Annotated in this window: 16 protein-coding genes and 2 pseudogenes; 11 read left to right on the top strand and 7 right to left on the bottom strand. The window is 57.0% G+C overall.

From position 1 onward, the window contains the following. The first annotated feature begins 38 nt into the window (after window positions 1-38). The 3 genes and pseudogenes from tnpC to QCE79_RS36115 all read left to right on the top strand — a co-directional run. Window positions 39-1,562, top strand: a pseudogene (gene tnpC / locus QCE79_RS36125) (IS66 family transposase). 14 nt (window positions 1,563-1,576) lie between these two features. Beyond that, on the top strand, window positions 1,577-2,065 hold the full coding sequence (locus QCE79_RS36120; protein WP_309853124.1) for a hypothetical protein: 489 nt from the start codon (window positions 1,577-1,579) through the stop codon (window positions 2,063-2,065). Window positions 2,066-2,310: 245 nt separating this feature from the next. Then, a pseudogene (locus QCE79_RS36115) lies at window positions 2,311-3,207 on the top strand (YihY/virulence factor BrkB family protein); the annotation flags it as partial. Window positions 3,208-4,914: 1,707 nt separating this feature from the next. Here the strand turns inward: QCE79_RS36115 and QCE79_RS36110 are convergent. Beyond that, complete coding sequence (locus QCE79_RS36110; RefSeq protein ID WP_404989494.1) at window positions 4,915-5,460, bottom strand: low affinity iron permease family protein; 546 nt, start codon at window positions 5,458-5,460, stop codon at window positions 4,915-4,917. Window positions 5,461-5,617: 157 nt separating this feature from the next. Between QCE79_RS36110 and QCE79_RS36105 the strand changes: the two genes are divergently transcribed. Next, the gene (locus tag QCE79_RS36105; RefSeq protein WP_309853118.1) at window positions 5,618-6,421 is read left to right on the top strand and encodes an alpha/beta hydrolase; all 804 of its coding nucleotides are present in this window, start codon (window positions 5,618-5,620) and stop codon (window positions 6,419-6,421) included. A gap of 2 nt (window positions 6,422-6,423) precedes the next feature. Further along, window positions 6,424-7,974 carry an ATP-binding protein gene (locus tag QCE79_RS36100; RefSeq protein ID WP_309853114.1) on the top strand — a complete coding sequence of 517 codons (1,551 nt, stop codon included), beginning with the start codon at window positions 6,424-6,426 and terminating at the stop codon, window positions 7,972-7,974. Window positions 7,975-9,191: 1,217 nt separating this feature from the next. On the opposite strand, the gene QCE79_RS36095 is transcribed toward QCE79_RS36100, so the two are convergent. The 4 genes from QCE79_RS36095 to QCE79_RS36080 form a co-directional block, all read right to left on the bottom strand. Beyond that, window positions 9,192-9,461: a DUF1488 family protein gene (locus QCE79_RS36095; protein WP_309853110.1), complete on the bottom strand. Its 270-nt coding sequence runs from the start codon at window positions 9,459-9,461 to the stop codon at window positions 9,192-9,194. A gap of 17 nt (window positions 9,462-9,478) precedes the next feature. Next, entirely contained in the window at window positions 9,479-9,703 is a 225-nt protein-coding gene (locus QCE79_RS36090) for a DUF6723 family protein (RefSeq protein ID WP_309853107.1), read from the bottom strand. 360 nt (window positions 9,704-10,063) lie between these two features. Then, entirely contained in the window at window positions 10,064-10,630 is a 567-nt protein-coding gene (locus QCE79_RS36085) for a hypothetical protein (RefSeq protein ID WP_309853102.1), read from the bottom strand. Window positions 10,631-10,754: 124 nt separating this feature from the next. Further along, window positions 10,755-11,150: a DUF2721 domain-containing protein gene (locus tag QCE79_RS36080; RefSeq protein ID WP_309853099.1), complete on the bottom strand. Its 396-nt coding sequence runs from the start codon at window positions 11,148-11,150 to the stop codon at window positions 10,755-10,757. A gap of 284 nt (window positions 11,151-11,434) precedes the next feature. Here QCE79_RS36080 and QCE79_RS39620 point away from each other — a divergent pair, with 284 nt between their 5' ends. Continuing rightward, window positions 11,435-11,827, top strand: coding sequence for a response regulator (locus QCE79_RS39620; RefSeq protein WP_404989493.1), 393 nt, complete (start codon window positions 11,435-11,437; stop codon window positions 11,825-11,827). Window positions 11,828-12,567: 740 nt separating this feature from the next. Here QCE79_RS39620 and QCE79_RS36075 read toward each other — a convergent pair. Beyond that, the gene (locus QCE79_RS36075) at window positions 12,568-12,750 is read right to left on the bottom strand and encodes a hypothetical protein (protein ID WP_309853096.1); all 183 of its coding nucleotides are present in this window, start codon (window positions 12,748-12,750) and stop codon (window positions 12,568-12,570) included. Window positions 12,751-13,766: 1,016 nt separating this feature from the next. Between QCE79_RS36075 and QCE79_RS36070 the strand changes: the two genes are divergently transcribed. Together QCE79_RS36070 and QCE79_RS36065 are read left to right on the top strand one after the other, a co-directional pair. After that, the gene (locus QCE79_RS36070; RefSeq protein ID WP_309853093.1) at window positions 13,767-14,897 is read left to right on the top strand and encodes a HAMP domain-containing sensor histidine kinase; all 1,131 of its coding nucleotides are present in this window, start codon (window positions 13,767-13,769) and stop codon (window positions 14,895-14,897) included. A 431-nt stretch (window positions 14,898-15,328) separates the two neighbouring features. Continuing rightward, window positions 15,329-15,835: a DUF892 family protein gene (locus tag QCE79_RS36065; protein WP_309853090.1), complete on the top strand. Its 507-nt coding sequence runs from the start codon at window positions 15,329-15,331 to the stop codon at window positions 15,833-15,835. An 827-nt stretch (window positions 15,836-16,662) separates the two neighbouring features. Here QCE79_RS36065 and QCE79_RS36060 read toward each other — a convergent pair. After that, a complete protein-coding gene (locus QCE79_RS36060; protein WP_309853086.1) occupies window positions 16,663-16,836 on the bottom strand; it encodes a Flp family type IVb pilin in 174 nt (57 codons plus the stop codon). Between the two features lie 994 nt (window positions 16,837-17,830). Here QCE79_RS36060 and QCE79_RS36055 point away from each other — a divergent pair. From QCE79_RS36055 to QCE79_RS36045, 3 genes are all read left to right on the top strand, one after another. Next, window positions 17,831-18,823 (top strand): chemotaxis protein CheB, encoded by a 993-nt coding sequence (locus tag QCE79_RS36055; protein ID WP_309853082.1) that lies wholly within the window; start codon window positions 17,831-17,833, stop codon window positions 18,821-18,823. Window positions 18,824-19,147: 324 nt separating this feature from the next. Then, window positions 19,148-19,444 (top strand): DUF6723 family protein, encoded by a 297-nt coding sequence (locus QCE79_RS36050; RefSeq protein WP_309853080.1) that lies wholly within the window; start codon window positions 19,148-19,150, stop codon window positions 19,442-19,444. Between the two features lie 409 nt (window positions 19,445-19,853). Beyond that, window positions 19,854-21,066, top strand: a 1,213-nt coding sequence (locus tag QCE79_RS36045; protein ID WP_309853076.1) for a chemotaxis protein CheB, incomplete at its 3' end; no start/stop codon positions are given.

Below are 21,066 nucleotides of genomic sequence, written 5' to 3'. Positions count from 1 at the left end.
CTCACCGAAGCTTGTAAACGTCGCGCGAGTTGGGCATCATGGTTGACATGCTGCCCGCCGCCGTCACTGCCGGGGATCTGCCACTGGAGCTCGAGGCCCTGCAAGCCTTTGCACTCGAACAGAATCGGCTCGCGTGCGTGTTGTGGGAGCAACTGGATAGCCTTCAGCATCAGATCGCGCAGCTCAATCGCGCTCGCTTCGGCGCGAGTTCCGAGCGCCTGGCGGGTCAGGCCGAGCTGTTCGACGCCGCCACAGATATTCCCGTTCCCCCCGAGTCCGCGAAGGTTCAAGTCACAGGGCACACCCGGAAAGGACGCCCCGCGTTGCCAAAGGACTTGCCACGCACGCGCATCGAATATGACCTGAGCGACGAACAGAAGGCCGCATTCGACGCGCTTGAGCGCATCGGCGAAGAGCGTAGCGAGACGCTGCATTACGAGCCGTCAAGGCTCACGGTCATCGAACATATCCGCTTCAAGTATGCAGCGAAGAAGGATGGCGAGTCGACCATCGTGACGGCGAGCGCTCAGCCCTCGCCGCTGCCCAAGAGCAATGCGAGCGCGAGTCTGCTCGCGAACATTTTGGTCAACACCTACGTTGATCATCTGCCATTGAATCGGCAAGAGATGCGCTATGCGCGCCGTGGAATTCACCTGCCGCGAGCCACGCTGTGCGAATGGAAGTTAGCCGCAGCAGAATTGCTTGGCGTGCTTATGCCTCCGCTGCGTGCGCACCAGTTGCAGGCGCCGCGCATGCACGTCGACGACACGACGCTGCCTTTGCTTGAGAAGGGCCGCAAGACCACCCGCACTGCGCGATTATGGGGCTAACTGGGTGCGGGCCAACGCGAGGAGAACGGCGTTTGGCTCGATCACCCTCCGGCGGTCGTGTTCGAGTTCGCTGAATCGCGCGCGGGCTCGCATCCGCAGGGTTACCTCAAAACTTACAAGGGCTACTTGCAGGCCGACGCATACAGCGGGCACGAGGCCCTCTACGAAACCGGCGACATCATCGCGGTCGGTTGTTGGGCGCATTGCCGCCGTCGGTTCTTTGAAATCGCCAAGACCCAAAGCAAGCCGGGACTCGCGGCACAGGCGCTGCAATGGATCGCACAGCTATACGCCATTGAGTCGCGAATCAACCATCAGACCCCTGACCGCAAATATGCGGCGCGGCAAGCTGAGGCCTTACCGGTACTTGCAAAGTTCCGGCAATGGCTGGAAGGCAACGTCATTGGCTTGCCGACTCAGGCACCCCTCGCCAAAGCGTTTGGCTACGCGTTGCGTCATTGGCAAGCGCTGATTCGCTACACAGAGAGCGGAGTTCTGTTACCCGACAACAACGCGTTGGAACGCCAAATCCGGCCGATTGCTCTTGGAAGAGTCAACTGGACCTTCGCGGGCTCCCCGCGAGGCGCTCGTGCGACGGCCACAATGTATTCATTGCTCGGGACGGCTCGCTTAAACGGTTTCGAACCGTATGCATGGCTGAAGGAAACACTGGAAAAGTTGCCGTCGTATCCCGTCAATCGCGTGCATGAACTGCTGCCGCTTGCCCGCTAATTACCCCAACATTCATGGACATCTTGGACTCCCTTCGGCAGGCCCCCAGCGCTGAGTTGTATCGCCTATATCTGACCATCGGCAAAATGCTCGATGACCCGCGACGCATTCTTGAAGTCCGTCAACGACTGCACATTGGGATGACGGTCCGATACATCGGTGACAATCCGTTGGGACCGCCTTTGGAAGGCACTGTCACCGAGCTGCGACATACGCAAGCGGTCGTACAGGACAACGTGACTCGCCGCCGATGGGCAGTGTTGTATGCGGCGATTCTCCTCGATGCCACCGCAGCCCCAACTCAAAAGGAAGCGCCGCCACCTCGCTCGCGCCCCGAAGAGTTCTTCATCGGCGACACCGTGGGATTCACCGACAAACATCTGAACGAGCGTGTTGGCACCGTCGTCAGACTCAATGCGAAAACGGCGTCCATCGCCGTGACAGATTCCGAAGGACACTGGCGCGTCTCATACGGTCTACTGCGGAAAATCCTCGTTATCTGATGAACTCCTGTCAACACGGGATGCGCTGACGCATACGACCTAATCGAAGTGAAAACTGATTGACTCGAGCCAGGTCGCCGAATGCAGTTACATAGGCGACACTCCGCAACCTTGCGTATTCGAGTTGCGCGATCCAGTTGAGCCGCGCGCCACGACCGCTGCGGGGTTTTGCGTCCATTGGCTCCCGAACCTACATAGGCATCGAGAATGCTATAGGCACAAGTCACCGACGCAAGGAGCCAGCAATGAATTCGAAGTCCCTTTTAGGCCGGGCGAGTGCATGGCCCACTCGGATGTTCAAACGCTTTTCAGCAGATCGCGGTGCGCCCATGGCGGCCAGCATTGCTTTTTATTCTGCGTTCTCGCTCGCGCCGACGCTCGTCATGGTGATTGCGGTGGCGGGGCTTGTATTCGGCGCGGAGGCAGCGCGTGGCCAACTTTTTGGTCAAATAAGTGGAATGCTTGGCAAAGATGCGGCCGCGAGCGTTCAGACTATCGTGGAGCATGCTCACCGGAGCGGCGGCGGGGGCGTCGCTGCCTTGATCTCGTTCGCGCTGTTAGCCGTCGGTGCTTCAGCTACATTTTCTTCTCTGAACACTGCTTTATCGATTATTTGGCCGGCCAAAGAGCGCCCTAAGTCGGGCGTGACGGCGCTTGTCAAAATACGCCTGATTTCCTTTGGCCTAGTGATGGGTGTCGCGTTCCTACTCGTGATATCACTCGTCTTAGATACTGCTTTACAAGCTGCAGGGAAGTGGGTTTTTGGAGCGTCGCCTTTAGTTATTTTGACCGACGTCGCGCAATTTGTGATTGGGCTCGTGATATTGTCATGCGCCTTCGCTGCATTGCTTAAATATCTGCCTGACGGGCCTGTACCCTGGCGGGATGCAGTGGTCGGTGGCAGCATCGCCGCTGTTCTCTTTTCGATCGGCAAAAAGCTCTTCGCCCTGTATCTGACACATGCTGGCACGGCCAGCGCGTTTGGAGCCGCCGGATCGCTGGCAGTCTTGCTGATGTGGCTTTACTTCGCTGCCGCCGTTCTGTTGCTTGGGGCGGAAGCGGCTGCATCGCGCGTTGAACAACGAAGCGGTGAGACCCTTGAAAACGGCGCAGCCACGGATAAAGACCGCAATAGCCGCGATGACAGCGCCGGCTCCCCGGCTTCACGAACGTTGGGCACAGCGGCGCCCATGTCAGCCGTGCCGCTTGCGCAAACATCTGCGAGCATGGGACGGGTGAGACCGGACGAGGGTGCCCTAGAACGCGCTGCACGGCCGGCTCAAATCAACCCCGTTAGATGGGCGTTGGCGCTTGTCGGGGCCGGCCTCTTCATCGTTATTCGGGCCCCCAAGCGTTTGAGCCATAAATAGCGCGTTTCGTATTAAGCGCCAAAGTAGGTCGGGAGCGGTGCCTCCGGTGATGCCTGTGACCTTCCATCCTCGTCGAGCTAGAGTCCCGAGGAGTTCGTGCACAACTCCGGGCGCAAGACAACAACGCGGCTAACCTTGCTGATCGGGTTGTGCTCGTTCGCTGCGTTGTTCGTCGCTTCCAACCCTCAAGCACAAAGCGAAGTATGGGAACGGAAGCGCGAAATGCGTAGAACCTAGCTTGCTCCTCGATCGGAAACTCCTTGGGACGTTACTGGAACACGCTCCGGCGACTTCACCTCTTTCCGGCATCGTTTCCGACTTGCTGGATTGCGCCCTCGAAGACACGCGGTCAGCACGTGGCATAGCAGGGCGAGCCAAAGCAGTGCAACCCGCTGGATGAGTAGTGGCGTTGCGCCGCTCGCAGGGATCGGGGATGGGGATAGATTACAAGCGGCCCCCGCGTGAATAGCCCGATTTATAACGGACGAGCTTTAACTTCACAACCGCGCAGGCCGCGCGCGGTTGTGAGACATCAGCGCCGCATGCTTGAGGCGGCGACCCGTTACGGCGGGGACGACGACGCGGGATAACCGAGCTTGGCTGCAGTACTCATTCAATAAGGTAACAGCCTGTTGAAGTAAGTACGTCGCATCGTCGCCTCTGTGGCATTGTAGCCGGATGCGATTTGGTATGCTGCTTGGTCAACGGGTGCCAACAGCTTCACGCTATCGGGCAAGTTATAGCGTTAGTTGTGCCACCGAAGGTTCAACATTGACGGATGTTGCGGGAACAGCCACTGATCCTGGCAAAAGTTCATCCGGATAGCCGATCAGTGCGCTGCTTCATTTCACTATTGGTCACCAGCGCGTCGTCGAAAATGTTTCCGGCGAGGGGGGTGATATGAATTCAAGTAGTTAGGATTTATGCAGCAGGAGTATCTCGTCGATGGCAAGCGGTTAACATTTCAACATTGGACGTTAGCCGCCAATAGGGAGCGCCAAGCTTTGACGGTTTGCGAGAGGAAGCATGCTGAGACCGCTAGTACGCGCTTCGCGGGTTGCATCTGGTTTGCGCCGCTCTCCGGCGCACGGCATAACGCGGAACAAGCCAAGTCGGTCACAAGAGCTTTTCGCCATTGACAAGCGTATGCTGACCTCATCCTCGGCCCTCAGGAAGAATCATGCGTACGCAAACATACCTGAGGATCTACTGCACTTCTTGCGGCTTTTGGTCCGGCTGCATCTTCATCGATGGTGTAGCGGTGAAAGGCATCTTTGGATGCCGGAGTCCATACGAGGTGGAGAGCTGGGCCAAGGACTCTGTCTATCGGCTTGATGAGATCACGATTGAGTCCCATTGAATTGACTGCCCCCGGACCGGAGCGGTGGTGGACCGGCCAAGGGTTAGTCTGCACGCTTTGCTGCGAAACCCTCCTACAATCGAACCACACCGTGACCGGACGTTTAACTAAATGTCTTTTCAGGACGACCTTTCGTTCACGGATCGTGCTCTCGTCTCAGCAAGCCGACGCGCAATGTCGGCAGCCGCGCCAAAGTCGTCGCTAAGATGCCGCCGAGCACTTTCTTCGTCGGCGGCAAGTTTTAAGTAAGCGGCGGCGAGTTTTCGCAGCTCGTCCTCCGACGCGTCTTCGATTCCGATCAGTTGATTATTAGCTGACCGGTGTGACGCCAGCAGCTCGTTAAGTTTCAAATGGACGGCGACGCTATCCTTATTCGCGCTCTGCTGGATCAGAAAGACCATCAGGAACGTGACGATGGTGGTACCGGTGTTGATCACCAACTGCCAATTTTCTGAAAAGTGGAACACGGGTCCTGAGACAAGCCAGGCAATCACGGAAACGACCGCGAGGCCAAAAGCGAGGGGTGATCCAGCCCAACGCGTAACAGCACTTGCAAAATAATCGAAAGCTCGAGCGATAGGATGCCGATTGGCGTATGCCGGCGTGGACGTAGTCGGTACGGTATACATCGGTTCGGCTTCGACAAACGGGTCGTTTGTTTTCATAGCGGTTTGGGCTGTTGGATCCGCACTAATTTAAACTGTCAAGCTTTCGGCCATCCTACAACGGGTAGGGCACGGACGTTCCTCCGGTGGCAGAAGTCGAAAAGTTTCTTAGCGAGCGCATATGAAATAATCCGGGGTTGACTTTCGGATAGCTTCTATGAATCTCAAGACGCGCAACAATGTCCATATCCAAGGAGCGGGACCTGTCACGCTCGTTTTCGCACATGGCTTCGGCTGCGACCAGAACATGTGGCGCACCTTCGCGCCGACGTTCGGGAAGGATTATCAAACGATCATGTTTGATTTAGTCGGCAGCGGGAGGTCAGACTTGTCTGCTTATGACCGCAACAAGTATGGTTCGCTTCGCGGCTACGCGGGCGACGTGCTTGAGATCGTCAATCAGTTCGCGAGCGGCCCGGCAGTGTTTGTAGGGCACTCTGTCAGCGCGACGATTGGCATGCTCGCGGCCATCGAATCGCCGAAGAAATTTGCGGCGAACATCATGATTGGCCCGTCTCCCTGTTTCATCAATGACGGCGAGTACGTTGGCCGGTTCGAGCGGGACGATATCGAAGAGATGCTCGAAACCTTAGAAAACAATTATCTTGGTTGGGCGGGGTCAATGGCACCGGCCATCATGGGCGCTCCCGAGCGGCCTGAGCTCGGGCAAGAACTGGCGAACAGTTTTTGCCGAACGGATCCGGACATTGCTGCCCACTTCGCGCGGGTCACGTTTCTTGCCGACCATCGGCGTGAGCTGAGCAGTGTCACCACTCCGACGCTTATCATTCAATCCAACGATGATTTACTTGCCCCGGTTGCGGTCGGTGAATACATGCACAGGACCATTGTCGGCAGCACGCTTGCCGTCGTCGACAATGTGGGGCACTGTCCGCATTTGAGCGCGCCCGAGCCCAGTGGGGCTGCAACGCAAGCGTTTTTGCGCGGTTTAGGCCTCTGAAGATGGAACCCACCCCTGGACCGTCTGGCTCACTGAGCGACGCTTTCGAGCACGCGCCGTGCGGTCTCATCACCGCCGCGACCGACGGGACCATCACGCGTGTGAATGCCACGTTTTGTCGTTGGTTGGGTCTTGAAGCCTCGGATTTGGTCAATCGTCAGCGCGTGCAGGACCTCCTGACGATGGGCGGCAAAGTTTTTCACCAGACTCACTGGGCGCCGTTACTGCAGATGCAAGGGTCCGTCGCAGAAGTCAAACTTGAATTTCGTCACCGCGATGGACACAAGGTGCCGATGCTGATCAATGCATCCCGAAGGACGCTTGAGAATGGTCAGATTGATGACCTGGCCTGCATAGTCGTGCATGACCGTCATAAATATGAGCGCGAGCTTCTCCGCGCTCGCAGGCAAGCCGAGGACGCTCTTGAAGCAAAGAGTAGGGCAGAACATGCCCTGCTCCTTGCTAATCGCCACAAGGACGAGTTCTTGGCGACGCTTGCTCATGAACTGCGCAATTCACTGGCACCGGTCCATGCGGCTGTAAGGCTTCTCGCCACCAAGAAGGTCTCTGCGCAACAAGCCGAATGGTCCCGCGGCGTGCTGGAACGCCAGGTTACGCAGCTCGGAAGGCTTGTCGATGACCTTCTGGATATCTCGCGTGTTGCGGAGGGCAAGCTTGAGCTGCGCCTAGAGCGCGTCGACATTGCCGAGGCAATTCATGGTGCAATCGAAGCCGCAAATGAGCTCGTTCAAGCGAAGTCTCACCAGCTCACGACGAAACTTCCGAGCTCATTGGTATATGTCGAAGCAGACCCGACCCGACTCACTCAGATCATCCTTAACCTTCTTAACAACGCTGCGAAATACACGCCGGCTGGAGGGAGGATCGAAGTCGAAGCATGGCGTGATGATGGCGAAGTAGCAGTCACCGTACGTGATTCGGGCATCGGCATCGCGTCCGAGAGCCTCTCGACGGTGTTCAGCATGTTTTCACAGCTGCCATCAGCCCGCTCACATGCACAAGGTGGCCTTGGTATCGGGTTGTCTCTTGTGCGAGCGTTGACTGAGCAACAAGGCGGAAAGGTGACTGCGGCAAGCGCGGGAGTGGGGCTAGGCAGCGAATTCACGATCTTCTTGCCGCTCGCTCCAGTTCAAACCAATGAGCAGGACAGCGAGGAGGTGCTACCGCCCACGGACCATAAGCAGCGCCGCGTTCTGATCGTCGATGACAGTGAAGACGCAGCGGTTAGCCTTTCGATGCTGCTTGAAACCGATGGACACGTGACCGCAACTGTAAGTAGCGGCCAGGCTGCTTTGCGTTCAATGTCCGATTTTCAAGCCGATGTTCTGCTCATCGATATTGGCCTGCCGGACATATCCGGCTATGAAGTCGCCCGGAAACTACGGCTCGGGGCTCCGAGCGGAACACTCTTGCTTATCGCGCTTACTGGCTGGAGCCAGGAAGCGGACCGTCAGGCGGCATTCGATGCTGGCTTTGATCATCATTTGGCGAAACCAGTCGTTTACGATCGTCTACTCGCGCTGCTGGTGTAATCTGGACTGACTGTTGCTTGGAAAAAGTGAGCCGCGTGGTCCACCGCAATAGCAGGAAGTATCATACGCCGAAAATCTTGCTCGGCGACGATGAACTTGCAGATGGAATATACCTACGATACGCTTTAGCTGGCTTCCCGATGCAGTCTGGCCGAGACCGGCTTAAATTCCGACGGATGACGGGATCACTGTCAATTTAGGCGACGACGAGCGCGCGGCAATCGCTTTCGCGCACGCGGTTCGTCCTGGCGCCGACATTCGAGTGCTGCCTGCCGCAGAGTGACTGCCGCACTGAGCGATGGTCTGATCGCGAAGGGAAGGGAGCGCCCAGCTTTGCCGGGTCGCTAGAGGGACGCATGCGGAAACTGCTGGTACGCGCTCCACGCGTTGCGTCCTATTCGCGTCGCTCTCCGGCGCATGGCATAACGCGGAACAAGCCAAGTCGGTCACAAGAGCTTTTCGCCATTGACAAGCGTATGCTGACCTCATCCTCGGCCCTCAGGAAAAATCATGCGTCCGCAAACATACCTGAGGATCTACTGCACTTCTTGCGGCGTTTGGTCCGGCTGCATCTTTATCGATGATGTAGCGGTGAAAGGCATCTTTGGATGCCGGAGTCCATATGAGGTGGAGATCTGGGCCAAGGACTCTGTCTATCGCCTTGATGTGATCAAGATTGAGTCCCATTGAACCGACCCGGTGACCCCCATTTGACCATGCAGCGACGGACTGACCCGCGAATCTACAAGCCGACAGCACAGGGGCAAGTTGGCTCGCGCCCGTCCCAAGCGTTGTCTGATGCCACTGAGGTGCACGACAGCATTTCCAGCAATCGATACAGATTGTATAAGCGCGTCCCAGGCGGCTACCGAGTCTTCGAGGTCGCCTTCAATAACGAAAAAGCGAGGTGGAGATGGGCTGCTCGGACAGGATGCGATAAGCGCGAGCAAGACACCGCCGCGCCCCAAACGTTCGCATCGAAGCGTCTTGCCGTCATCAACGCAAAGCGGCAGTTGGACGGGGACTTTTGGGTGATGACCACTTGGACCGACTCGATTCGGACCGCGTTTCATGATTGGGGAGGCATTCTCCGGATACGTGAAGTCTTGGTGATCCATTGGAACCGACGACCGCGCCGGAGGTAACAAGATCGAGAACGCAAGAAGAGCGCAAACATCTTCGGCTGCGCCTAAGTGGTCGCCGCCCAGACGGTCATCTCATCTTCTGAGAAAGTCCGTCGGCGTCAGGCGAATCATGTCGGAGCTAGCAACCAGAGACTTTCGTTCCGCCATCGCGCGGATGCGAGCATAGCCGTCCACAAAGCACTGCCGTATGCGTTCATCGTGAGCCGGTAGGTCGAGCCAAAAGCACTGTTGCAACGCCCCTAACAAAATCACGCACTCAACCCGCCGACCATCTTTGAGTATCGCGAACTCGACTCCATCCCGGGTCAGCTGAAACTGAGATTCGCTCGGAGCCGCTTTCATAGAGACGTCGGTAACCGTTATAGCTCGGGATTTGCAATATCGCCGTCAACGATCTTTCGACCGATTTGCTGGGCAGCTGCGAGCGCCTCGTCCGGTCCCGTGTAAGGGCCGATTGGCGAAGCGCCATCAAACGGATATAACAGCTTGGAATCCGTCTTACGCACCACCTTCAACGTGCCGTGAAAGCCGCTCGCGCGAGTGCCGCGGTAGGACGCATAAACAGCAAAGTCGTTCTCGGTCAAGCCGGCCGCCGGTGCGACAGATTTGAACGGGAAGAGAACTAGCTTTGGGCGTTTTCCGTTGCGCATAGCACCGTTGAATAGACGAACAGTTCGATGTCAGCAAAAAATGTACCAAAAGGAATTGGACAGACGCGAGATACTCGCCAACTGTGCGTGCTCGCGTGGACCGCGCCCGCTGCGGTCGCACAAGCGCGCGTGAGCGTGGCTCCATTGAACAGATCTGTGGCCGATCTCGCGTCATTGCTCGACATTTCCCGGCGTCGTCAACGAATTTGTGCCTCGTGGGCCTTTCAAGGGCGACGAGCCGCCAGTGAACATAAATGAACACCTGTGCACCGCACGCTGAACAACGTCAGCGTCCTAACCTCGCTTGCGTTCTTGCTCGGGGTGCCAGCCCAATACTGTTTCGAAGTGCGCCCGAAAGGGCGTGCGGATGCTCGCCGGTGTCTGGCGAATATAAGCTTCGGCGCGCGTCCGTTCGTCGCCATGCAGTGACTGCAGGTAGGCAGTTGCTTCATCCACGCTCGGTACTCGACCGTTGTGACCGCGCGACTTTGCTGGCAACGCCGTCCAGATGACGGCGTCTGCCCCGGTGCCGTCCATCCATTCGGTCAGCGTCTGAGATTGCTCGTATTCAATACCCCCAGGGCCCGGAATACTGCCAATCCATTCGTCAAAATTCGCGCGGATGTCTTCGCGGATCCGCAACGCTTCTCGTGCCGAGCTAAGAGAATCAACAAGAACCGGTGCCCAAAAAGTTGGTTGTACCGGTGCGCCCTCAAGCACGACGAGACTGATAATCTCCCCGTCCGAATGTCGGGCGTACTCCAAGGGTAGAAGCGGGCCGCCGTCGCGCCATTCGCCGACGATTGGGAAGCCCTTTAGATTCCACAAAAGCGAACCCCAAGCGACGCAAACAATATTCATTCGGATTCATCTGTCAAGGAGTTACCGATTCGGATTTTACTTATCTGGCTGTACTCCGGCTTTGCGTGCAACATCGGGGAGATCTTTCACTTCGCTGTGCAGCACGTCTATCACGCACCGGTTCTCAAGGATCAGGTACGACGCGGCCCAGCAAGAGCGCAAGCCCGCTGACCGTAGACGCCGCGCCTAGATACTTCAAAGGCGGCCAATCGTCGCCGATAATGGTAACGATTGTTCCGGAAAGCAAGGTGAAAATCAGCATCATTGCCGCGATGGCGCCGATGACGGTCGCCCGTTGCATCTGCTCGCAGCGGCGCTTGTAAAGCGGTATCTGTTCGGCGACGTGCCGCCGCCGGTCATTGCTGGTTTCCGTCGCACGGTATTCGGTGACTAGCGTTCGGTACCGGTCAAAGGCGCCTACGAATTTTTGACCCAAAAGTTGTAGGAAAATCCAAGAGGCAAACACGAGGCTCGCCGTGGGTCCGGCCGTATCGAGAACGTCTTTCAGCTGAAATGTCATTGACGTCGTCCGCCAGGTTTGTCGCAATAGACTCAGCACATGTTATGCCGACGAACGACACAGGCGTCCGATACGTGACGAGGCGGCCGTTGGGCGAGTGAAGGAGGTAACGATCGAGTTCATTTATTCAAACACTCGGTTTTCGCATGGGCAAGCCGACGGGCTATTTCGGCAGCGGCACTTCGAATTAGCGTTTGCGGGCAAACCCTTAAGCAGCAAATACGCCGCTCGTACGGGAACTCGCTGTGCTACCTTTTGTATGTTCATAAGCAAACCATACATCGATGCCGTCCTCTAGCACTTCTGCGCGCCGTTGGACCAGTCGTTTCGTGGTAAGCCGCGACAACAGCCTGCGGGTGCTGGTGGTGGACGATAATGCGAATGCCGCGGACGCTTTTACCGCGTATTTCGGACTATTTGGCACAATTTCCAAGGCTGCCTACGGGGGTGCAAGCGCTATTTGCACAGCGTTGGAGTGGGTGCCGAATGTAGTTTTCCTCGACATATCGATGCCCGAATTAGACGGGTTTGCGGTGGCGCGACGATTCAGATCCGAGCCTCTGCTCAAAGACGTCGTAATAGTCGCCCTAACTGCGCACGACGAGGCCTTTGTTCAGCAGCGGGCTCCGGCAGGCGACACGGCTATTGTCAGAAAGGCAACCCTGCGACTGCGTTAGTCGAATTGCTTGAACAGCTCACCGCTGAAGTCTGAAAGCGTACACCTGCAAGGGGCGGGCTGTCGCGCTGGTTGCCGTCGCGGTTGACGGATCATTCCCGTCGCCGGCGTAAAGCAAGGTCGCTAACAATCTGCCAACGTCTAGCGCCTTGACAAAGTGGGAGTCGAAGCCTGCTGCCAGCGCGTTTTCTTTATCTTGCTGCAGGCCGTAACCAGTCACCGCGACAAGGACTGCACCGGACGCTGATTGCTGCTTCCCCAATGCAGCGTGGGGACGCCATCTCAAAGCAGACCTTTCGGATGGTCGGCGTTGCTGCGGAACTGGCGGCGCTCCCTTCACATCCGGATCACTGAATTTCACCATGAATGGTCGAAGGGACTCGGCCTCTACCTTGCACTCGTACGTCGTTGCAAAGAAACGAGCGTTCGCAACCTTGCATTTGATTATTTTGCAGTCGGTCTGGTGTCTGGCGCGAAGTCTGTTTAAGCGCGCACGGCTGTGTCGTCCTCGCAGCTGCGGTCAGAAGAAGCGCTGTATGAGAAAAAGCAGCGCGGCACTCGCAGTCATTGCGGCGAGACATCCGACCACAAGAAGGCTGCGCGGCCAACGTCTAAGCCGCTCGATCTCTCTAAAGTGAATTTCGATCGCTTGTTACATCCGCTCGCCTGAGCGCTCCCATTCGGATTTCATCGTGCCTCCGCTTCGATGAGTTTTGGGAAGGCCCGCCGAATGCACGGAGATCACCCATCCGAAAGATTCGACAGCTCCTTCAGCGACAGTTCGAGGATTTCCGCCGCATCGGCATGTAGTGCCGCAATCTCTGCGCCCAATGAAATGCCCGATGGCATTTTGCGATTGTCTGCAGAATCGCGAAGCACTGTCATAGCCAGCCGGAGTGCATCAACGAGATTAAGATTGTTCAAGCGCCCCTCCTTCGCGTATGGGGACGAACAGTTTGGATACCCAATTAGGGTGCCGCACTATATTTTATAGTCCGGATTGTGCGGTTCGAATAACCGATTACGAACCGTTCGCTTGCAAATGCGTCCGAGGCGGGTTAGACCAGTGTGGAAAACTAATGATTGCGAGCATTGCATTCCTATACTTATGCGCTCAATTCCTCGTAGGAAACGGACTCTAAGCACTGCGCGCACGTCGCGGGCAGAGCACAAGGACGTGGCTCCGACGCACTTGCGATTCTTCTCAGTGCGACTACTCAACGTGAGGATGGGATGAGATTAGAGGACGGTGTTGTAATGGTGCAAGCGCTGCGCCGAGCAATGATTGCTAACGAGATCAAGCACGACGCGGTTGCACTACAAATCCTCGAACTCATCAGTAACATTGGGCGGCTCGAGCCAAGAGATCCGAGAATATCCAGTGCATTGGTCATCGCGCGCGCAGATGTTGTCCTCAAACGACCATTACTCGCGTTAGATCGCGTGGAAGCTATTGTAGCGGCGTGGCGCTAGGTGATGATCGGTGATTTGGATGGAAGCGAGAGCCGGTCGGCATCAATCAGCGCCGTGTAACGTCTGAGCAGGCGCATTACGATCAGCCGGGCAGGCTCTCCCAGTTCCCCTGAAGATCGTTCCCGTGCAAGCAGATACCACTTACTTTGCCGCAATGATGAAATAACACGTAGCAAGTTCTTTCGCAGCCCTCATAATCAAGATTCGGGGCCGCGTGCCCAGAAGGTTCACTCTGCCGTGACTCGACCCGACATCGGCCGCGCACTGCAAACCCGCGACTAGCGTTGGTATGTGATTGAAGTCGTGCGCAGGTCCGCTTGAGCGCTGGTGGAGCGCTGCTCTTTGGTTTAGATCGCTCGGTCAATTTTGAGCATCGCGCCCCGCCACTCGCCTCGTTATGGGCAAAGCCTTCGCATTTCCGCGCCGTAATTAGGCCGACTGACATGCAGACGGCCTCAAGGACAAGAATGTTGCACAATTTCCTTTCGAACAATCGTGCCATTATCCTGGAGAAGTGCCGGGAAAGATTGGCAAATCGTCCCCTTCGCGCGGCGTCCAGGGACCAACTCCAAAATGGCGTGCCGCTCTTCCTAGACCAGTTGATTACGACGCTTCGTTTCGAGCAGAGCGATAACTCGCTTGGCGGTCAAGCATCGTCCGGTCCGCCCAGCGGCGTCGTCACGGATTCCGAAATTGGAGCATCAGCCAGCGAGCATGGATGCGTACTCCATGCATTGGGTTACACGATCGATCAGGTCGTGCACGATTATGGCGATGTTTGTCAGGCTGTCACCACGTTGGCGCATGAGCGCGACGTTCCCTTCAAGGTCGAAGAATTCAGGACGATGAATCACTGCCTTGATACGGCAATAGCAAGGGCCGTGATGGAGTTCAGCTATCAACGCGGCAAAATCGAGAATCAGGAGGAACCGCGGGGTCTTAAAGAACGGATAGAAGAACTCGCGGATGAAATGCGGAATGCACTGGGTAACGCGACGATGGCCTTCCAAGCGGCCAAAGCCGGCAACCTAAGTCTGTCAGGCGCTACCGGAACCATGTTAGAACGCGCCCTCGCTACGATGCGCAAGGCAATCGAATCCTCGATTAAGGAAGCAAGGGAGCCGGCTGAGAACGCAGGACAGGCGGCAGAAACCCACTGCCTGGCCGCGTTTATTGCCGAGGTCGCACATGCGGCTCAGATAGTTGCTCAGGTTAGAGGCGTAAGACTCACGGTTCTAGCGGTCGACAATACGCTCGCGTTCCGCGCGGATCGCGATGCCCTGTATTCGGCTCTTGGAAACCTTATCCAAAATGCGTTCAAGTTCACCCGTCCGCGAAGCACAGTCACCCTTAGCGCATACGCGATAGCGGATCGAATCCTCATCGACGTCAAGGACCATTGCGGCGGACTTCCGCCCGACGCGGCACGTGTTATGTTCGAACCCTTTACGCAGCAGTCCGCCGATAAGACCGGCCTTGGGTTAGGTCTATCGATTACAAAAAAGAGCGTTGAAACCTATCAAGGCGTCTTGAGCGTCAAGAACCGACCGGGCGTCGGTTGCATCTTCACCATTGACTTGCCGGGATATACAGCGTAGTTGCCAGAACTGCTCAACCGTGAAAATACCTGACGACTAGAAGCAGCCAAGCGGCCGCACGAGTAGGGGATGGCCATACGGTTGCGATAAAGTGCGATGGGCAACCGCAGTGTGACAGCAGCGCTATCGCCAGCGTCAGGGGTGACGAGTTCGCGCTCTACCTTTGCATTTATAAGTGAAGTTCCGCCGAGGAGCAGCTTGCTAGTCGCGACCTCGCCGTATAGCTGACCGGGCATTACGCCAATGCTCATTTGATTGACCTGGCCCATGCGTTCGCTCAGCGCGCGGCATACCCATTGCTCAATCGTGTTATGCATAACGGCGCTCATTCACGACAAAGAAAGCGCTCGACTTCCTAAGTCTAGGGAGAGAAATGAACACGTGCAGGCCTGTTCGAAACGCGGCGCTCATAAATTTTAAGGAGAACTACCATGGCTGTAGCAACGTTAAAAGATTTGTTTATCCACGCCTTGTCTGACGTTTATAGCGCAGAAAAGCAGTTGACGAAGGCGCTGCCGAAGCTCGCCCGCGCGTCGACCAACCCGGATCTTGCAGCCGCTTTTAAGACGCACCTTGAGGAGACGCAGGGGCAGATCGAGCGGATCGATCAGGTGGTAGCGAGCACCGAAATCAAGCTCCAGCGCGTCAAATGCGTGGCGATGGAAGGGCTTGTTGCAGAAGGTCAAGAGCACATCGAGGAAATCGAGAAAGGTCCGATCCTTGATGCAGCACTGATCGCCGCGGCGCAAAAGGTCGAACATTACGAGATTGCGAGCTATGGCACCCTCGCAGCCCTTGCCAACAAGCTCGGGTACGCCGACGCGATGAATCTTCTTCTCGAAACCCTGGAAGAAGAAAAAGCCACAGACCAAAAGCTGACGATGCTCGCCGAGCAAGAGCTATCTGAGGAGGAGGCAGGCGCAAAAATCAGCAAGTGAAACGGGCGCGCCGCGTTTGACCTCAGACGCGGCGCCTGACTTGCACGGCAGTTGTAAGCGTCAGCCGCATTGGTTCTGGCTAGCCACGGGCTGCTCTCAGAAGCGCTCGTTGAAAGACCGCCGAGCAGCCGGAGGCACGACGTCCACGCATGACTGATTCCCTGTCACGGCACTGCTCCATCTTCTGGTTCGACTTCGCCCACTTTCTGTTGTTGTGCATGCGCGGGAGGAGCAGGTCCTACCGAGTTCACGGAGCATGAATGACGGAGCACGACAAGAATGAAGGGGGATTGGAGCGGGTTGCGCTCGCACTGCAGGGCGGCGGCGCCATCGCGCCTTAAAAAGCTGCTTTCCTGCAAGCGACGTGCGGCATTGCATCGTCCGAAGCTAATCCGATATGAGGTTTATATGGAACTTTATTATCGCCGTTATCGCCTTATCGTTTTGCAGCCGGTCGATCAGGAAGAAGTTGTGGTACTTCAGATCGTGGACCGGAGTGCGCAGTCGTGGACTCCAATCGCCTTCGGCCTTTCGGATGATATAGACGATGAATACAGGAGAGCGTTTGACTACGGCTTACAAGTCGTCGATGACGCGTGCGCAACCCGACTTGCATACCCAATAGACGAAACGCAACCACAGTATTAGGTAGCCCGGGAAAGCTTCAGTAAGCACCAATAGCTTCTAGCCGAGCGCGACGGATCGATCGGCCGAGCAAACGCAGACATGCTGCGACGATCACGGTGCACTCAAGACCGCTGGGAATGCGTCTCCCGTGGTGTCAACTGCCCGCCGTGCCCGCATGAACAGCGGCGAGCCATGCACGCTTAGCGGACTGTCGAAAGCTTCGTTGTAATGGCGGTAAAAGTAGACGAGAGTTGTGTGGCGAGTCCGCTCACGGAGGTCATGATGCCCAGCGCAAGTACGCCAGCGATCAGGCCGTATTCGATTGCGGTAATGCCGCGCGTATCGTTGAGATAGCGCTTGAAGAATTGCGTCATGATTCGATCCTCGGGGTCAACGTTGTAGTGTCGTTCGCCCGGTGTACTGATCGGTCGTCTGCATCGGTATGCGTCTCTCTCAGTTGACGAATCCGAGGGTTTTTGGGCGCAAAGTCTGATCGGGTACCCGGGCCTATTGCCAGCCTCTATGTATGAAGCATGCTTGGGCACTGCGCCTACGCGATACTCCACCTTCCCGCTATCGGCGCGGCGCGCCAAATCTTTAACGACCTCAACGAACTATTTTTGCTGTAACGCCGAACAACCGCCTCTAACACGAAAAATATCGATGCGTTGCTCAGTTCGCGCAGTATGATCCAACCCTGACCCCTAAAATCCGAGCAAAAGAAGTAATAAGAAAATGCTCGGAAAAGCAACACTGGCTATCGCCATTCCGAAAATAATCGCCAAGTCAGATCGGTATATGCGCGTTTCGGGTAGAGATGGCGGTCAAGAAGCGGATCAGGGGCTTCGATGAAGGAGCCGCCAACGTCGCCGTCAGCCTGCCTTAAATTTGACTCCTCTAGAAGTATTGTCATGTCTTGACCTCAATGCATTCCGTAATAAAAAGGAAACCGTCCGATGATTAAGCATGTCGTGTACCATCGCGGAACGGCTTTCTCAGATCGCAATTCTCGGCTGTGCGCTATCCACAACGACCGTGTTGTTCCGGAACACTTGGCGCCTTGAATGCCGCGTTACGTGACGTGGGTGCGCATCTAGCGACAATTTCGACTGGTTCGGCCCTTGGGCCTTAGCCCTGCGCCTCGCCTCTGCGCATCTGCGATGCCAAAAGAGCGTTTCCGCCGCTTCGCAGGATCGGCGGTTGCACACAAGAATAAAAGGCGAGATCGAATTTTAAAGACCCCTGGCCCGCGTCTGATAAACAGTCAGGTACCCGTAGCACGACGCCTCGCTCTTGTCTTGATGGCTGCCTAAGCGGCGCGGAAAACAAGGACAAGCACGCCCAGCGCTATCACCAAGCGAGGAACGTATGGAACGACGAAATATCGTAGTAGTAGCGGCGTCGACGGGCGGCTTGGAAGCGCTCAAGCAGTTGTTCAGCACGCTGCCGAGGGAGCTGCCCGCCTCGGTGTTCGTGGTGATGCATATCGGCGCCTATCCGAGCATTTTGCCCGCCATCTTACAAACCGTGTGCAATTTGCCGGTGAGACATGCCGCGGACAATGAGCCTTTTGCATTATCGACAATTTACATTGCGCCGCCGGACCGTCACCTGCTGCTCTTAAACGGCAGAACTTTGCTATCCAATGGACCGAAAGAGAACTTCACCCGCCCAGCGGCGGATCCTTTGTTTCGCTCGGCGGCCGTCACGTACGGCCAACGAGTGATCGGCGTGGTTCTGACCGGCGACCTCGACGACGGGGCCGCAGGGATGCGGGCGGTGCGCGCCTGCGGCGGGTACACCATCGTCCAGGATCCCGCTGATTGCCGCTCGCCTAGCATGCCCATCAATGCGCTGCGAGCCACCACCGCCGACGTCGTGGTTCCCATTGCGGAGCTAGGCACGGCCATCCGTCAAGCACTGGAGGCAACCATGACCACTCCAAAGGCACAAAATCAAGCGGACGCATTGGCGGCCGAGTCGGAAGACAGAATGATGCGTACCGGGAAGATCGAGCTCGCTGATCTCGATGCCATTGGCGTGCGCAGCTCGCTGACCTGCCCCGACTGCGGCGGCGTTGTATGGCGCATCGGTAGCGGGATGCCGCTGCGCTATCGCTGTCACACCGGTCACGCGTTTTCCGCGGTGGCCCTGGAAGATGAGCAACGCCGGCAATCCGAGAATGCAATCTGGCAGGCGATTCGGGCAATCGAAGAACGGATTTTCTTGGCACGCGAGCAACTCGAAGAGGGAAAAGTGGCCGGACTTGACGTCTCGCATCTAGTTGCCCGAGTTGCTAAGCTTGAGGAGGCAAAAGCGTCAACTCTGCGCGTCGTGCGAGAGGGCCTGATCGATAGCTGACAGTTGCAACCCCAACGCATTTGACGTGCGTCACCAATGCTCGTCCGCGGCCGGCTCGTCCAGGCCAGAAGCCTCGAAGAGTAAAAGATTGCGACGACGGAATGATCTGCGGCGCGGGCGAACCGACGAGAACGTAATTGAGGGTTTGTCCGTAAGGGGTACAAAACGGACGCGTCGCGCTGCAGGTACGTCCATCGAAGCCCCGCCGGCGATAGGGAAGGCTCTTGCATCGCCTGCTAGCGCCTTTGATTTCCCAAACAGGGACATGTTCCCGGGCTCACGCAATGCTGGGTTAAGTTGTCTTCACTTACAGGGCATACGTCGATGGCACACACTACAGGCAAGCGACCCAAACTAGTCCTCTATCCGACCAAGCCGGTGCCACCGAAAGCAGGCGCAGACAAAGGCGACTTCGTTGTCTATGCGTCGTACAGGGGCACACTGGCAAGCGGTTTTTATGGCACGTTAAAGGTCGTTCGTACCACAGACGGACGGCTGTTGTTTCCCTTTGACGGAGCAGGACCCATTGGTCCGTTTCCCACGAAACAAGAGGCATCGGTTGCCGCCGTAACGCTTGGGACCGAGATCGTCGCAGCAGATCTCGCTTATCCGGAGATATAGCGCACAGCAGCAAGGTAAGCGCGCCGTTGAAATCACGCGCCATCTGACTGACCTTCCAGCTATCGGACAGTGCAAGCACCGTCTGAGCTCGCTCCGACTTGATTATTTTAAAAGGCTGCCAGCATCCTGCCTTCAATTTTTTCCGACCCCGCCTCGGAGCAGTCGAGCAGTCGAGCTCGCCAGTCGACCGTTCGCACGGTGAAACCAACGCTATGATAGGTTGGCGGCTACGGAGTTCTTGGGACTGTCACGCACGCTTAAAAACCGCTTCATGATCGCGCTCGGGAACGTCGCGTAGGAGGACGCAGCATCAGGCCAGACCATAATCATTGGCGTTTGCGCCCGGGGCACGTCGCCGCAAAGGGAAGAGCACGCTGTCGCCCGACCGAGTCTTCCGACCGAGTGAGTCATGGAACAAGATCAACAAAATGCCGGTGATGGCCGCGCGGGGTCGCTTCCACTTCTTCCCGATGCTTCGGCGAGACCGCTGGTCGTAGGCATTGGAGGTTCCGCCGGTGGCTTGCAGGCCACGATGGCGTTGCTCGAAACACTTGGCGCCGAAGCTCCCTTGGCGATCGTCGTGGTGCTGCACCTCTCGCCTGACCATGAAAGCAGCGCGGCCGAGATATTGCAGCGGGTCACACCGCTGACGGTCAGCCAGGTCCGCGTCAGGACGCGCTTAGAAGCGGGACATGTGTACGTCATTGCGCCTGCGACCAAGCTGATCACTGATGACGGGCATGTGCAGCCGGGTGAGGCAAGCCGCAACAGGCCTTCATCCGTCATCGATCTTTTCTTCCGAACCCTAGGCGAAGTGCATGAGGAACGCGCGATCGGCATCGTCCTGTCTGGAACGGGCCAAGACGGTTCACTGGGGCTAGCTTCGATCAAGGAGCGAGGAGGGCTAACGATTGCGCAGGAGCCGGACGACGCCGAGTACGGGGAGATGCCGCAAGCGGCCATCAACACAGGAGCGATCGACCTGGTCTTGAGCGCGGAGGAAATCGGCCGGCGGTTGGTCGACCTCGCAAGAGCCCCCCGAAGCCGTTCGTCGGATTCCGATGCCGCGCTGGCGACGGACGCCGGTGCTGAAGCCGAGGTGGATGACGACACGTCCGACGAAAAAGCGTTGTACGACATTCTGGCGGCACTTCGAAATCGAAACAAACACGACTTCCGACATTACAAACGCGCCACGGTGCAACGTCGCATCGAGCGCAGAATGCGAGTCAACCGGCTGACCAGCATTGCAGAGTATCGCGACTTCGTGCGGCGCAATCCCGGCGAGTTGAGCCCGCTGCTGGCCGATCTCCTGATTAGTGTAACCAGCTTCTTTCGCGACCAGAGCTCCTTTTCCGCTCTGCAAAACGACCTCATTCCGAATCTGATGAATAGCGTCCCAGCGGGAGAAGAGGCGCGCATCTGGGTACCGGCTTGCGCATCGGGAGAGGAGAGCTACTCGGTCGCGATCCTGATTCAGGAATACGCGGACCGGATGCCGCAGCCCCCGCGGGTGCAGATTGTTGCAACTGACATCAATGAAGCGGCGCTTGAGGTAGCCCGAGCCGGCATCTACCCGGCGAACATCTCGGCCGACGTGACCGAATCCCGATTACTCGCCT

It is taken from the genome of Caballeronia sp. LZ003 (genome assembly GCF_031451465.1).
GTDB lineage: Bacteria > Pseudomonadota > Gammaproteobacteria > Burkholderiales > Burkholderiaceae > Caballeronia.
This window is presented reverse-complemented; position numbering and strand designations above follow the sequence as displayed.

Excerpts from the sequence above, each read along its gene's own strand:
- QCE79_RS36065 (WP_309853090.1), top strand. The coding sequence starts at position 15,329 with ATGGCTGTAGCAACGTTAAAAGATTTGTTTATCCACGCCTTGTCTGAC.
- QCE79_RS36080 (WP_309853099.1), bottom strand. The coding sequence starts at position 11,150 with ATGACATTTCAGCTGAAAGACGTTCTCGATACGGCCGGACCCACGGCG.
- QCE79_RS39620 (WP_404989493.1), top strand. The coding sequence starts at position 11,435 with ATGCCGTCCTCTAGCACTTCTGCGCGCCGTTGGACCAGTCGTTTCGTG.
- QCE79_RS36085 (WP_309853102.1), bottom strand. The coding sequence starts at position 10,630 with ATGAATATTGTTTGCGTCGCTTGGGGTTCGCTTTTGTGGAATCTAAAG.
- QCE79_RS36105 (WP_309853118.1), top strand. The coding sequence starts at position 5,618 with ATGAATCTCAAGACGCGCAACAATGTCCATATCCAAGGAGCGGGACCT.
- QCE79_RS36050 (WP_309853080.1), top strand. The coding sequence starts at position 19,148 with ATGGCACACACTACAGGCAAGCGACCCAAACTAGTCCTCTATCCGACC.
- QCE79_RS36055 (WP_309853082.1), top strand. The coding sequence starts at position 17,831 with ATGGAACGACGAAATATCGTAGTAGTAGCGGCGTCGACGGGCGGCTTG.
- QCE79_RS36060 (WP_309853086.1), bottom strand. The coding sequence starts at position 16,836 with ATGACGCAATTCTTCAAGCGCTATCTCAACGATACGCGCGGCATTACC.
- QCE79_RS36070 (WP_309853093.1), top strand. The coding sequence starts at position 13,767 with ATGTTGCACAATTTCCTTTCGAACAATCGTGCCATTATCCTGGAGAAG.
- QCE79_RS36120 (WP_309853124.1), top strand. The coding sequence starts at position 1,577 with ATGGACATCTTGGACTCCCTTCGGCAGGCCCCCAGCGCTGAGTTGTAT.
- QCE79_RS36100 (WP_309853114.1), top strand. The coding sequence starts at position 6,424 with ATGGAACCCACCCCTGGACCGTCTGGCTCACTGAGCGACGCTTTCGAG.
- QCE79_RS36110 (WP_404989494.1), bottom strand. The coding sequence starts at position 5,460 with ATGAAAACAAACGACCCGTTTGTCGAAGCCGAACCGATGTATACCGTA.
- QCE79_RS36095 (WP_309853110.1), bottom strand. The coding sequence starts at position 9,461 with ATGAAAGCGGCTCCGAGCGAATCTCAGTTTCAGCTGACCCGGGATGGA.